9 protein-coding genes are annotated in these 14,395 nt (G+C 71.0%); all 9 read right to left on the bottom strand.

The genetic code is table 11. The features are described from left to right. Nucleotides 1–56 precede the first annotated feature (56 nt). A complete protein-coding gene (locus ACE1OC_RS24575; RefSeq protein WP_274553081.1) occupies nucleotides 57–272 on the bottom strand; it encodes an MbtH family protein in 216 nt (71 codons plus the stop codon). Between the two features lie 229 nt (nucleotides 273–501). Continuing rightward, complete coding sequence (locus tag ACE1OC_RS24570) at nucleotides 502–2,991, bottom strand: ABC transporter permease (RefSeq protein ID WP_407838834.1); 2,490 nt, start codon at nucleotides 2,989–2,991, stop codon at nucleotides 502–504. Further along, nucleotides 2,988–3,767, bottom strand: coding sequence for an ABC transporter ATP-binding protein (locus tag ACE1OC_RS24565; RefSeq protein WP_407838833.1), 780 nt, complete (start codon nucleotides 3,765–3,767; stop codon nucleotides 2,988–2,990). The genes ACE1OC_RS24570 and ACE1OC_RS24565 overlap by 4 nt, the downstream gene beginning before the upstream one ends. Further along, on the bottom strand, nucleotides 3,760–5,118 hold the full coding sequence (locus ACE1OC_RS24560) for an MFS transporter (protein WP_407838832.1): 1,359 nt from the start codon (nucleotides 5,116–5,118) through the stop codon (nucleotides 3,760–3,762). Before ACE1OC_RS24560 ends, ACE1OC_RS24565 begins: the two co-directional genes overlap by 8 nt. Further along, a complete protein-coding gene (locus ACE1OC_RS24555; RefSeq protein WP_407838831.1) occupies nucleotides 5,115–6,032 on the bottom strand; it encodes an ornithine carbamoyltransferase in 918 nt (305 codons plus the stop codon). The genes ACE1OC_RS24560 and ACE1OC_RS24555 overlap by 4 nt, the downstream gene beginning before the upstream one ends. A 24-nt stretch (nucleotides 6,033–6,056) precedes the next feature. Beyond that, nucleotides 6,057–10,925 carry an amino acid adenylation domain-containing protein gene (locus ACE1OC_RS24550; RefSeq protein WP_407838830.1) on the bottom strand — a complete coding sequence of 1,623 codons (4,869 nt, stop codon included), beginning with the start codon at nucleotides 10,923–10,925 and terminating at the stop codon, nucleotides 6,057–6,059. A 65-nt stretch (nucleotides 10,926–10,990) separates the two neighbouring features. Next, nucleotides 10,991–11,992, bottom strand: a complete 1,002-nt coding sequence (sbnB, locus tag ACE1OC_RS24545; RefSeq protein WP_407838829.1) for a 2,3-diaminopropionate biosynthesis protein SbnB — start codon at nucleotides 11,990–11,992, stop codon at nucleotides 10,991–10,993. Beyond that, complete coding sequence (sbnA, locus tag ACE1OC_RS24540) at nucleotides 11,986–12,999, bottom strand: 2,3-diaminopropionate biosynthesis protein SbnA (protein WP_407838828.1); 1,014 nt, start codon at nucleotides 12,997–12,999, stop codon at nucleotides 11,986–11,988. The genes sbnB and sbnA overlap by 7 nt, the downstream gene beginning before the upstream one ends. After that, on the bottom strand, nucleotides 12,996–14,393 hold the full coding sequence (locus tag ACE1OC_RS24535; RefSeq protein WP_407838827.1) for a condensation domain-containing protein: 1,398 nt from the start codon (nucleotides 14,391–14,393) through the stop codon (nucleotides 12,996–12,998). Before ACE1OC_RS24535 ends, sbnA begins: the two co-directional genes overlap by 4 nt. Nucleotides 14,394–14,395 lie beyond the last annotated feature (2 nt).

Genomic DNA, 14,395 nt, shown 5'->3' with positions numbered 1-14,395 from the left:
TACGTCTCACTGGGTCTACTGCGTGGTCCTGCCGCCGGCCCTGCCGGCGGCCCTGCTCAGGCGCCGGACGTCTCCATGCGGCGGCGCAGGCTCGCGGGTCGCATGTCCGTCCAGACCTCTTCGATCCGGTCGAGGCAGACCTGCCGGGCACCCTCGGTGCCCTCGGTGTGCCAGCCGGCCGGCAGCTCCCGGTCCGCGTCCCAGATCGAGTACTGCTCCTCGTCGTTCAGGACGACTCGGTAGACGCGGTTGTCGGTCTGCTCGTCAGCCATGTCGGTTTCCCTTCGGTGGTCGGATTCGCCTTCAGCTTCGGACGCCCGCCTATACCGGCCCTCTACTGGACACATCCGCATGCACGCGCCCACAACGCAGCACGCGGCCCGGTCCCGTCGGGGGAGGCGGGACCGGACCGCGTGGGTCTCGGGGTGGTACGGGTGGGGCGCCCTGGTGCCGGCGTCCTGGTGCCGAAGCCGTCGGACGTCCCCTACGGGCGTGGCGGGGCTACTCGCGCGAGCCGAGGAACTGGACGGTGCGCGCCCTCAGCGCCGCACCGACGGGCAGCACCGTGCCGATCACGGCGAGCAGCGTGGACACCACGGCGACGGCGATGACGATCAGGTACGGCACGACGATCGGTGTCGTGCCGAACAACTGGAACAGCGCTCCCCACAGACCGGCCAGGTTGACCGCTGTGGCGGCCAGTGCCAGCACCACCCCGATGGCGGAGACCAGCAGGGACTCGGCGACGAAGAACCGGACGACCTGTTTCGGCGTGGCCCCTGCCATCCGCAGCACCGCGAGGTCGCGACGGCGGTCGGCCGTCGCCATGAGGAGCGTGTTGAGGATCGCGATGAAGCAGAAGAGCATGATGATCGCCGCGGTGGAGCGCTGTCGCACCTCTGTGAGATGACGTGCGTACGCGCTTTCCGACGCGACGAGCTGGTCCCTCGTCATGAACGCCGCTCCCCCGCCGGCCACCGCCTTGCGGATCTGCGCGGTGACCGCGGCGTGATCGGCACCGGAAGCCAGCGTGATGTAGGCGCGCCGGGCCAGTCCGTCCCGGGCGTAGACGGCCGAAGGGGCGAACCGCTGCGGCAGATAGGCCACGTCCTCACCCCGCAGCGCCTTGTAGGTCGCCGCGATCCGCAGCTCCACCTTCTCGCCGTCGGGCATCTCCACGGCGAGCTTGGAGCCGACGTCCATGCCCCACAGGTCGGCCACGGCCGTGCTGTTGTCGTCGAGATCGTCCAGGGACCCTTCGAGGACCTTGAGGTCCATCGTCTTCTTCAGCGCGGCGGGATCGACCACGAGCCCGTCGTTCTCCTCGTACCGGTCCTCGTCCTTGGTGTAGATGGTGGTGAGGATCGGCGCCGCGATGTGTACGCCCGGGATGGCCGCGACGCGCTCGATCACCTGCGGGCTGATGCCCGGCGTACCCTCGGGCGCGAGCGCGTACTGCGAACTGACCCGGTTCTGGAGGCCGTTGTCGCGCGCGGCACCGAGCGAGTCGGTGGCGGCGAGCAACGAGAAGGAGAGCCCTACGGTGAGCAGGACGGGCGCCGCGGTGGCGGCCGTACGCCGCCGCGCGGTCAGCGCGCTCTCCCGCACCAGCATCGCGGTGGGCCCCGACGCGCCCCGGAAGGGCAGCATCAGCAGCTTGGTGAGCGGCCCGACGACCAGCGGTGCGAGCACCGCGGCGGCCAGGACCGGCACCATCAGGGACACGACGTAGACCGTGGGCGAGAGCACGCTCGTCGGGGACGCGACGGCGATCCACGCCGTCCACCCGACGCCGCCCACCAGGGCGATGACACCGAGCAGCGCCCGGCCGGGCGTCACCCCCGAGTCGTCGACCGAGGCCTCGCGCAGCGCCTCGATGGGACGGATGCCGCCGGCCCTGCGGGCCGCGGCCGCCGCACCGCCGACCGCCACCAGGAGGCCGACGAGGAAGGCGGCGGCGAGCGGCGCCAGGATGGTCCAGTGCAGCGAGGGTTCCACCGTGAACCACTCCGGCGAGATGTCCATCGCGATGAGCATGTCGGCGAGCAGCTGCGCACCGAGCAGGCCCAGGACCGTGCCCACCGCGGAGGCGACGATGCCGACGAGCAGCGCCTCGTTGCGGACCATCTTGCGCACCTGCTTGGGGGTGGCGCCGACCGTGCGCAGGAGCGCGACCTCCCGGCGGCGCTGGACGACGGCGAAGGCGAACGTGGAGGCCACCACGAAGATCGCGGTCGTACCCGCCACGCTGGCCATCACCGGAACCAGCGTGATGGTGTTGTCCAGCGTCTCGCGGTCACTGGCCTCGCTGGCGTCCGCCTTGTGCCGGTCCTGGCCGGTGAGCACCGCGGCGCTGTCGCCGACGGCGGCCCGCACAGCGGCCACCGGGCCGAGAGCCACCAGGGACTCGATGCGCGGGGAGAGCCGGGCGGCCTCCGCGTCGGTGAAGAACACGGCGTCCTCCCAGCCGACCGGGGTGACCGTGCCGCTGACCGTGTACTGCGCGACGCCCGAGGCGGTCAGAACCGTCACCTTGTCGCCGGTACGGGCCCGGTCGGACGGGACCACGACCTCCTCGGCACCGGACGGCTCCTTGCCGTCCGTCAGCTTGTAGCCGCCGAACCGCGCCACCGGCCAGGGGTGGCCCACCTGGCTCTCGGGGCCGCCCTCCAGCTGGGCGTAGAAGGCGCGGTCGACCACGGTCTCGCCGGTCGCGGCGACCTTCTCCCTCAGTTCGGACGAGATGCCCCGGGCGGCCGCGAGCGACCGGATCCCGAGGTCGTGATGGGCCGGGTCCCAGTCCGGGTCGGACGCCTGCACCACGGCGGGCGCCCCGGCGAACCGTTCGACCGGCCGGTCGGGCAGATCGAGCATGGTCATGATGAGTACGCCCATGGCCGCGACCTGCGCGACGCCGAGCACCAGCGCCACGACGGTGCCGAGGAACGACACCCACCGTGCGCGCAGGGTCTGGAAGGCAACCCTGATCACCGCGACACCGCCAGGGCCGTCATCCGCGCGGCGACCGCCTCGGCGGTGGGCGAGCGCAGCTCGCCGACCAGGCTGCCGTCGGCGAGGAACAGCACCCTGTCCGCGTACGCGGCCACGTTCGGGTCGTGCGTGACCATCACGATCGTCGTGGTCACGCGCCCACCGTGACCGGGGGCGGGCACGAGGGCGGGTGCCTGCACGGACGCGCCGGCCAGCTGCCGCAAGGTGTCCAGCAGTTCGCGTCCCGTGGTGAGGTCGAGTGCGCCGGTGGGTTCGTCGGCGAAGAGCACCGCCGGCCGGGCCACCAGCGCGCGGGCGATGGCGACCCGCTGCTGCTGGCCGCCGGAGAGCTGGCTCGGCCTGCTGCCCGCCTTGTTCTCCAGCCCCACCTGGGCGAGCGCCTCCTGGACGGTCCGGCGCTTGGGCTTGCGCCCGGCCAGACGCATGGGTAACGCCACGTTCTGCTCGGCAGTCAGCGAGGGCAGCAGGTTGAAGGCCTGGAAGATGAACCCCGTGGTCTCGCGCCGCAGTTCGGTGAGCTGGGTCTCGTTCAGTCCGACGATGTCCTTGCCGTCGATGAACACCCGGCCCGATGTGGGCCTGTCGAGTCCGGCGGCACACTGCAGAAGGGTCGACTTGCCGGATCCCGACGGGCCCATGATGGCCGTGAAGCTCCCCCGGGGAAAGGACAGATCGATCTCGCGCAGCGCCGTCACCGCGCTGTCCCCGGATCCATAGGTCTTGGTCAGCGACTCGAGCCGCACTGCGTCATCCATCGATTCTCCGCAATTCCAGGTTGGTGAGGGGATCGGCCGCCGCCCCGTCCGCGGGGGCAACCGGCGCGGGCTGTGGGGGCGATGCGCCTTCCTGCCGGTCCTCGAGCGCCGCACCCGGTCTCGTGAAGACCACGGCAGCGACCAGGGCGAGCACCACCATCACCATCGACACGACCACGAGCGCGTGCCGGGTGCCGACCGCTTCCACCAGAAACCCGGTACCGAGGGCACCGAGTGAACTCGCCCCGGAAACAAGGAGCATGACGACACTGCCCACCCGTCCCTGCATGTCGTTGGGGGTGATGCGCACCTGGTAGGACATGCCGGAGACAGTAACAGCGGCTCCTATATGAGACGTTATGAAGAAGAGAACACCGAGTGCCACGGGTTGTCTGAAAAATACCGCTGCGGGCATGACCAGCGCCCAGGCCACATGCGCCGTGATCATGATCTGGCGCATCGCCAGCCGCTGGTTCAGCCAGCCGCCGGCCAACGCCCCGAGCAGCCCACCCATACCCCCGGACGCCATGATCAGTCCGACGGTGCCCGCAGCGCCGCCGTCCTCCCTGACCACGACGGCCACGGTGAGGACGAGCCCCTGGAAGACCAGATTGCTTCCCGCGATGATCAGCAGTGCCATGCGGAAAAAGGCGCGATCCCATACCCACCTCAGCCCGACGGCGATGTCGGCCCGCATCCTGCGGCGCTTCCTGCCGGGCCCGGGCGGCGGATCCTCCTCGCCCCGCAGCCGCACGATGGTGATCAGGGAGAGCAGGTACAGCCCGACGCTCGACATGAACGGCAGCCACGCCGAAAGGCCGAACATCGCCCCGCTCATCGGATGCCCGACGAAGTTGACCGCCCGTGACCGGGCCTCGTTCGTCGCCATCGCCACCCCCAGCTGGCTGGGCGGCACCACGCTGCGGACCATGGCCCGCTCGGACAACTGGTAGAAGACCGTCATGCTGCTCTGGACGAACGCCACCGTCGCGATGTGCCAGACCCAGACGGTGTCCCCGACCAGCGACACGGCCACGGTGGCGACCGCCACCATGCGCACGACGACGCACGTCATCATGACCCGCCTGCGGTTCAGCCGGTCCACCAGGACACCGGCCGGCAGCTGGACCAGCAGCGCGGGCAACAGCCCGGCGAAGCCCACGAGTCCGGCCGCGCTCGCCGATCGGGTGTCCCACAGCACGAGCAGCGTGAACGCCATGCCCGAGCAGCGCTCCGCCATGACGGCCATCGCGGAGCCGGTCCACAGCAGCCGGAAGTCACGGTAACTGCGCAGCGTCCGCAGTGCCGGGCTGCCCGTTCGCCGCACTCTGTCTCCCCCGTCGTCACTCATCGCCGATCGGCCCAGCACCACTCCAGGACAGCCATCGCGCTGTGCAGCTTGTGCGTCGCCTGGGTGAAGGCGATGCTCGCCGGACCGTCCAGCACCTCGGCGGTGACCTCCTGGCCGCGGTGGGCGGGAAGGTCGTGCAGGAAGACCGCGCCCGGGCTCTCCTCCCACAGCTCACGGGTGACCTGGAACGGTGCGAAGACCTCCCGCCAGTCGGCGGTCGGCTTACTGGTTCCGGTGGTCTGCCAGCGCGTGGTGTAGACGGCGTCGACACCCGAGGGCAGGGCAGCCATGTCGTGCTGCTCGGACACCTTCGATCCGCTGCGACCCGCCTGTTCGGCGGCGGTGGTGAGAATCTCCGGCGCCAGCCCGTAGCCGGGCGGGGTCCGCAGCTCCAACTCGGTCCCGGGGAACCGGGTCAGGGCGAGCGCCAGAGCCGCGGCGCTGTTGTTGCCCTCGCCGACGTACAGCACCCGCAGTCCCTCGACGCGGCCGAAGTGGTGCTGCAGCGTCGTGAGATCGGTGAGCCCCTGGGTGGGGTGCTCCTCCGTGCTCATCGCGTTGATCACGGACATCCGCCCGCCGGCCGCCCAGGTCCGCAGCTCCTCGGTGGCGTCCGCGGTACGGGCCACCAGCAGGTCGAGCATGCCGGAGAGCACCCGGCCGGTGTCCTCGGTGGTCTCCCCGGTGTTCAGCTGCAGATCGTCGGGACCGAAGGTCACCGTCTTCGCGCCGAGCCGCAGAGCGCCACTGGTGAACGCGGTACGGGTACGGGTGGACGTCCGCCGGAAGTAGATCCCGACGACGGCGTCCTCCAGGGACTTCGCCCGGGCCCCGGCGGCGAACTCCGCCCCCCGCTCGACCAGGTCCCGCAGGTCGTCGTCGGTCAGGTCGCCGATGGAAATGAGGTGTCGCATGGCACGTCCTTCGTCTCGACGGAATCAGTGGGCGTCGCTGAGCACGGCGTCGATCTCGGCCCGGATCCGGTCCTCGATCTCGACGGCGAGCTGCGCGATCGTCGGGCTCTCGAAGGCGACACGCATCGGGAGGTCCAGGTCGAACTCGTTCTGCAGGCGCGAGACCAGCCGGACGGCGAGGATGGAGTGTCCGCCCAGGTCGAAGAAGCTGTCCTGGGTGCTCGCCTCCTTGCCGAGCAGGTCACGCCAGATGCCGGCGATGCGTTCCTCGGTGGGGGTGTGGGGAGCGATGAACGCGTCTGCGGCCGTGGCCTCGGGGTCGGGGAGAGCACGCCGGTCGATCTTGCCGTTGGCCGTCAGGGGAAGCGCGTCGAGTCCGATGAAGACGGACGGGACCATGTACTCCGGCAGCGAAGCCCTGAGTACCTCTGCCAGCGCTTCTGTGGCACCGACGACGTAGGCGATGAGCCGTTGGTCCTCCGACACCACCACGGTCGCGTCGGTGACCTGCGGATGCGCGATCAGCGCGGCACGGACCTCGCCGAGCTCGATGCGATACCCGCGCACCTTGACCTGGTCGTCGATACGGCCCAGGAACTCCACCGCACCATCACTGCGCCAGCGCGCCAGGTCACCGCTGCGGTAGAGACGGGAGCCGGCCGGCCCGAACGGGTCAGGTATGAAGCGTTCGGCCGTCGCCGCGGGACGGAACGCGTAACCACGCGCCACACCCGTACCGCCGACGAACAGTTCACCCACCGCACCGACCGGGACGGGCTGCAAACCCGCATCCAGCACACGCATGATCATGTTCGGCAGCGGACGCCCGATCGGCACCACACCCTCGAACGCCTCCACCAGCGGGAACACACAAGTCCCCACCGTGGCCTCGGTCGGACCGTACTCATTCAGTACCCGGCCCTCACCCAGCAGCACCCGCCACCGTTCCACCAGACCACCAGGCAGAGCCTCACCCGCAACCACCACACGAGACGTCAGAGCCTGAATCTGCTCGTCCGACAACTGGCCGGAGATCACTTCCAGATGCCCCGGGGTCAGCTTCATGAAGGAGAACGGACCCGCCGCCGCCAGACTCCCGCCCAGCTCGGTCAGCTCACCGTCCCACAGCCACGCACGCTGCCCCGCAGCAAGCGGAGCCCACACATTCGGCACCACCAGGTCGAACGCCACCGACGAGAACACCGGCGCACCACCCGACCCCGAAGCCACCAACTCCCGTACAGCCCAGTCCACATGATTCACCAGACTGCGATGCGAAACCTGCACGCCCTTCGGCCGCCCCGTCGAACCCGACGTGAACACCGTGTACGCCACCGAATCCAGATCCACCACCACAGCCGGTGCAGACTCCGGGAACGAGGACACATCCTCCTCGTCGACCCGCACCACGGCCACGTCGAAGCGGTCCGCATACGCACCAGAGGTCACCGCAACGCTCACCCGAGCGTCCGCCACCATCCCCGCGATCCGGCCCGCCGGCAGCACCGGGTCCATCGGAACGAACCCACCACCCGCACGCCACACCGCCAGCAACGACACCACCAGATCGATCGAACGATCCAGCAACACCGCAACCGTCGACTCCGGACCCACACCAGCCGCCCGCAGACGATGAGCCAGACGATTCGCCCGCACATCCAACTCCGCGAACGACAACGACCGCCCACCAGCCTCCACCGCCACCGCATCCGGCGACTCCACGCCCCGCCGAGCCACCAACTCCGGCACCGACACCTCCGGCACCACCACCGCCGAATCGTTCCAGACCCGCAGAAGCCGGTGCTCGTGGACCGACGTGATGTCGATCGCCGACAGCGCCACGTCCGGCGCCGCCACGACACCCTCGACGAGCCTCACGAAGTGGTCGGCCATGCGCTCCACGGTCGACCGGTCGAACAGCGAGGTCGCGTACTCGAGAGCACCGTTCAGCGAGCCGTCGGCCTGGCGCCACACGAACATCGTGAGGTCGGTCTTGGCCACCCGCCAGGCGCCCTGGAAGGCGTCCATCAGCACCCCGTCGGCGGCCACCGACGTGGCGCCCTCGTCCTGCAGGTCGAAGGCCACCTGGTACAGCGGGGTCCGGGACAGGTCGCGGACCGGCTGCAGCTCGTCCACAAGCCGCTCGAACGGCAGCTCCTGGTGGGCGAAGCCGGCCATGGCCGTGTTCTTCGTACGCCCCAGCAGCTCACCGAAGGTGGGGTCGCCGGTCAGGTCGCAGCGCATGACGAGCGAGTTGAGGAAGAAGCCGACCGTACCCTCGGTCTCCGGCCTGAGCCGCCCGGTGACCGGGCTCCCGATGCCGAAGTCGTCCTGCCCGCTGTGCCGTGAGAGCAGCGCCGCGAAGATGGCCAGCAGGGTCGCGTACTGGGTCGCGCCGTGCTTCCGTCCGATGCCGCTGAGGGCGTCGGCGAGACCGGCCGGTACCGAGAAGCGCACGCCCTGGCCCTGCCCGTCGCGCCGGGCCGGGCGACCCCGGTCCGTGTGCAACTGCAGCTCGGGCATGCCGCGCAGGGCGTTCTTCCAGTAGTCGAGTTCGCGGTCGAGGACCGCGCCGTCGGACCGGGCGGCCTGCCAGGCCGCGTAGTCCGCGTACTGCACCGGAAGGTCGGCGAGTTCCGGTGTGCGGCCCTCGGCGGAGGCGGCGCACAGTTCGCGGAGCTCCCGGTCCATGAGCACCGTCGACCAGCCGTCGCTGGCGATGTGGTGCGTCGTCACCAGCAGTACGGGGCCGCCGACGGGAACCCGTACCAGCAGGGCCCGCCACAGCGGCCCGTCGCTCAGGTCGAAGCCCCGGGCGAACTGCTCGCGGAACAGGCCCTCGATCTCCGCCTCGCTCGCGTCCACCACGCGCAGCTCCACCGGCTGCGCCGCGGCCACCACCTGCCGGGGCTCCTCGCCCTCGAGGACGTACCGGGTGCGCAGGGACTCGTGGCGGACCTCCAGCGCGTCCAGGGCGGACTGCACGGCATCGGCGGCCGTGCCGGCCGGGAGCCGCAGGAACAGCGGCGCCACCCATTCCGGACTGCCCGGGTGCATGCGGTCCAGGAACCACAGCCGGTGCTGCCCGGAGGAAAGCGGCAGCGGGACGTCGCGCCCCACCGGCACCACCTCGGGCACGGCGGGCCGCGCCTCCTGCAGGAGCTTGGCCTGGGCTTCGACCGTGGAGGCAGCGAAGAGACCGCGCAGCTGGATGCTGTCGCCGGAGGCCCTGCCCAGGGCGTCCGCCAGCCGGGTCAGGACCAGGGAGGAGCCTCCGAGGGCGAAGAAGTCGTCGTGCACGCCGACCCGCTCCACCTGGAGCAGCTGCTCCCACACCTCGGCGACGAGGCGTTCCTCGACGGTGCGCGGTGCCGTGTACTGCGGGCCCTCCCACGGGGTCCCCGTGCCCGGCTGCTCGGGGTCGGGCAGGGCTTTGCGGTCGATCTTGCCGTTGCTGGTCAGCGGGAAGGCGTCCATCGGCACGAAGAGGGCGGGGACCATCGGCTCGGGGAGCCGCTTGCGCAGGAAGCTGCGCAGCTCGTCCCGGGGTATGCGGCGGGCGGTCACCAGATGGGCCACCAGCCGCTTCCCGGCGCCGACGGTGTACGCGCCGACCACGGCGCCCCGGATGTCGGGGTGCGCGTTGAGCGCGGCCTCCACCTCGGCGGGCTCGATCCGGACGCCGTTCACCTTGACCTGGTGGTCCACGCGGCCGAGGTAGGCGAGCGCCCCGTCGGAGCGCCAGCGCGCGAGGTCGCCGGTGCGGTACATGCGGCTGCCCGCCGGGCCGTGCGGATCCGGCACGAAGCTCTGCGCGGTCTGCGCCGCGTTGCCGACGTAGCCGCGGGCCACGCCGATGCCTCCGGCGTACAGCTCGCCGACGACACCGATCGGGACCGGGTCGAGGTCCTCGTCGAGCACGTACACCCGCATGTTGTCGATCGGCCGGCCGATCGGGACCGCCTCGGTGTGCAGCTCCGGGTCGAACTCCTGGCCCGTGACGTCGATGGAGCATTCCGTGGGGCCGTAGGTGTTCCACACCTTGGCACCGGTGGGTTCGCCGAGCCTGCGGCACAGCTCGGCGTCGAGCGCCTCGCCCGCGGACAGGACGAGCCGCAGCCCGGTGCACTCGGACCAGGCGGGCTCCTCGGCGAGCAGCCGCAGCACGGAGGGCACGCCCTGCAGGACGGTGACGTGCCGGTCGGCCACCGTCCGTACGAGGAGCGCGGGGTCCGATTCGGCACCCTCGGGGGCCATCACCACGGTGCCGCCCGCCACGAGCGGCGCGAAGAGTTCCAGGGCCGCGGCGTCGAAGGTGAGGACGGTCTTCTGCAGCACCCTGTCGTCCGGGGTGAGGCCCTGCCGGGCGACCGACCAGGACACCCGGTTGGCGATCCCGCCGTGTTCGACGAGCACGCCCTTGGGGCGGCCCGTCGAGCCCGAGGTGTACGTGATGTACGCGGCGTGCTGCGGGCCTGTCGCGACGGGTTCGGCGTCGGCCTCGCCGCCGGCCGCGTCGAGCAGGACGACGCCGTCGGGTACGACGCCGTCCAGAGCCCCGGCCGACGCGCCGACGGTCAGCACCGTCCGCGCCCCGCTGTCCGAGACCATCCAGGCGATGCGTTCGGCCGGGTGGCTCGCGTCCAGGGGGACGTAGGCCGCGCCGGCCTTCCAGACGCCCAGGAGCGCCGCGAGGAGCTCCCGCCCGCGCGGCAGGCAGACGGCCACCCTCGACTCGGGGAGGACGCCGCGCCCGCGCAGGAGCCGCGCGATGCCGTTCGCGCGGCGGTCCAACTGCGCGTACGTCATCGACCCTTGGGCGTCGTCGACCGCGATGGCGTGAGGGGTACGGACGGTCTGCTGGGCGATCAGTTCGTGCAGCGGGACAGACATCTCTTCTCCAGAGGTGTTGATCAGTTGCAGCGTTCGGTGGGGGTGCCCCGGGCTCGCGGGACGGCCTAGAGCGTCGGCGCCGGCAGGAATCCGTCGATGCGGGTTCCGGTTCCGCAGCGTCGTGCCTCGTCCCGGACGAACCGGGCCAGCGCCAGGTCCAGGACTCCCAGTCCGAACGGGGAGTACACGAGCGGCCGTCCGGCTTCCGGTGCCGGCCGGGCGGTGCCGCGCAGCAGCGCGCCGATGGAGGCGTCGACGAACTCGCGCCCGCCGGTCTGCTGCTCCGCCAGGTGCAGCGAGGTCTGCTCACGGCATACGTGGTCGGGGTCGTCGACGATGTTGTACGCCCCGAGCACGGCGGGCACCGTGAGGTCGCGCAGCGAGAGGTGGAGCACCACGGTGCCGGGCGGGCAGGCGTCCAGGCCGGTGTACGGCGTGGCCGCCGTCGTCGCGAAGGACACCAGGTCGTGGGCGGCCAGTGCCTCGTCGAGGGTGGTGCAGTGGCGGATCTTCGCGCCGGGCAGCAGCCTGGCGTGATCGGCGGTGAAGCGTTTGGCCCGCTCCATGTCCGTGTCGTAGACGGCGAGGGAATCGAGCTCGGGCCGCTCGGCGGCCAGGAAGCGCAGCACCTCGCGGTTGATGACTCCGGTGCCGATGAGCGTGATCCCGGAGGGCCTGCGGTCGCCGAGGAGCATCCGGGCGCCGAGCGCGGCCGAGGCCGCGGTGCGCCGGGCCGAGATCAGCGAGCCCTCGATGAGCGCCTCGGGGTGTCCGGTCTCCAGCGAGTTCAGCAGGACGGCGGCGCTGGCCCGCTGAAGTCCGGCGGCGACGTTGCCGGGGAAGGAGGAGATCCATTTCATTCCGGCGACCTCGGCGTCGCCCCCGAGATAGCCGGGGAGGCCGATGATCCGGTCCCTCGGGCGGTCGGGGAAGCGCAGGAAGACGGAGTGCGGCAGGACCGTGCGGCCCTCGTCGTGACGCCGGTAGGCCTCGTCGACGAGATCGATGATCTCCTTCTCGCGTCCGGCCAGCATCCCGGCCACTTCACCGTGCTTGATGATCAGCATGCGCCCACCGCCAATGTGTGTTCGGGTTCGTTCCACAGGTGCGAGACCTCTCCGAAGTGGGCGCGCACCCAGTCGTCGGAGTAGATGGTGTCGAGGTAGCGGTCGCCGCGATCGGGGAAGATCATCACGCAGTTGCTGCCGGCCGGAATGCGGTCGGCCATCTGCCCCAGTGCGGCGGTCACCGCACCCGACGAGCCGCCCGCGAGGATCGCCTCGCGGTGCGTCAGGGTCCGGCAGGCGACGACGCAGTCGAGGTCGGAGACGAGCACGACCTCGTCGGCCAGTGCCGGATCGAACAGCGGGGGCTTGATCGCCGCCCCGTGTCCGGGAAGCAGCCGCGGGCCCGAAGGGCCGCCGAACAGCACGCTGCCCATCGCGTCGACCCCCACCAGCGTGGTGGTGAGCCCGCGCTCCCGGATGTACTGGGCGCAGCCGGTCATGGTGCCGCCGGTACCGGTCGAGCAGAACAGGTAGTCCACCCGGTCGTCCAGGGCCTCGGCGATCTCCCGCATGGTCTGGACGTGGGCCCGCGGGTTGAGCGGGTTGGCGTACTGGTTGGGCCAGTACGCGCCGGGGATGGCGGCCAGCAGTTCGCGTACCCGCGCGAGACGGGCCGGCAGGAAGGCGCGGGTGTCCGGGTCCGCCTCGGTCACCATTTCGACCGTGACCCGGTAGGCCCGCAGGATGGCGAGGTTCTGCTGGGTGGTCTTGGGGTCCACCACGCAGATGAAGTCGATCCCGAAGTACCGGCAGATCTGCGCGATGCCGATCCCCAGGTTCCCGGAGCTGGATTCCACGACCGTCGACCGCCCCGGCACCAGTTCCCCGCTGCGGATCCTGCCGAGCAGCATCGACAGCGCCGACCTGTCCTTGACGCTGCCGCCGGGGTTGAAGGCCTCGAGCTTCGCGAAGACGCGGGACCCGAAGCGGGGCAGCAGCCCGCCGAGTTCGACGAGGTGGGTGTTGCCCACGCCGTCGAGGATGCCGCGGAGAACGGGTTGCTTCATGATCCGTCGCCGGCGTTGCTGCCCAGGGCCAGCAGCGAACGCTTCTCGGCGGCGTCCGTCAGCGGGATCCGGGAGACCGGGCGCTCGGGTGTGTCCGCGGCAGCGGCCATGAAGCGGATGAGCTGGTCGAGCAGCCGGTCCATGGTGTCCCGCTCGAAGAGTGCGGTGTCGTAGCGCAGGGCCAGAGTGAGCCCCTGCACGTCGCGGGTGACTTCGAAGGTGATGTCGCACTGGCCCTCGAGGTGCGGGATCTCCAGGTACGTGGTGGTCAGACCGGCCACGTCGAGGGGTACGCCGGCGGCCGCACCGGCCATCTCGGAACCGAAGCGGTCCGTGGTGACCATGGTCATGGAGATCCGGAACAGCGGCCCGGCCCCCGGCGCGGCCTGCGCGACCAGCGGGAACGGGTACGTGGCCCGCGCGGTCGCCTGCCTGAGCCGATCGTTGGCCGCGGCCGTCACCTCGCCCAGCGGGGCGTTCCTGTCGAACACGGCCCTGACCAGCACCGGGTTGACGTAGTAGCCGACGACGTCCTTGGCCGCCGAGCGGCGCACCGATGCCGGGCAGGCGATGAGGAAGTCGGTCTGTCCGGTCCAGCGGTTCAGCAGGGCCTGCAGGGAACCGAGCGCCAGGGCGAACTGTGAGATCTCCTGCTCGGCGGCGGCGCGCTTGAGCCGCTCCGAGAGCTCGTCGGGCAGCCGTCGCAAGAGGCTGGCACCGGTGAACGACGCGACGGCCGGGCGGGGCTTGTCGGTCAGCAGCTCGGCGGGTGCGGAACCCGCGCACTGCTCCTGCCAGAACTCCGCCTGGCGCCGGCCGCGCGAGGAGTCGATGAGGGCCCGCTCGCTCTCGACGAAATGGTCGTACTCGACGACGACGGGAGCCCAGTCGGGTTCCTTGCCCTCGGCGAACGCCTCGTACGCGCCCAGGAGATCGCGCCACAGCAGCCACTGGGAGATGGCGTCGGTCGCGATGTGATGGGTGAGTGCCAGCAGCACGGCGTCGGCACGGCGGCGCCACAGCACCACCCGGAACGGTCCCTCCTCCGACAGCCGGAACGGGGTGGCCGCCTCCGCCGTGACGAGCCGCCGCAGCTCGGCGTCGTCCGCGTCCGGTACGTCACGCACGACGAGTTCGCCGATCTCGCCCGGATTCTTCACCAGCCGGCGGGGATTCCCGTCGACCTCGACGTACACCGAACGCAGCATCGGGTGGCGCCCGGTGAGCGCCCGGGCCGCCCGGGCCAGGACCTCGGGGTCCGGCCCGGGCTCCATCCGGACACCACCCGCGAGGTTGTAGGTCGCGCTGTCGGGAGCCAGCTTGTGGAGCAGCCATAGCCCCTCCTGGCCCACCGACAGGGGCATCGCCCCGCCTATGGGGTCCGTGTGGCCCATGG

Source organism: Streptomyces stoeckheimensis, assembly GCF_045822005.1.
Lineage (GTDB): Bacteria > Actinomycetota > Actinomycetes > Streptomycetales > Streptomycetaceae > Streptomyces > Streptomyces stoeckheimensis.
The sequence above is the reverse complement of the archived record's forward strand: the minus strand, read 5'-3'. Positions and strand labels throughout refer to the sequence as shown.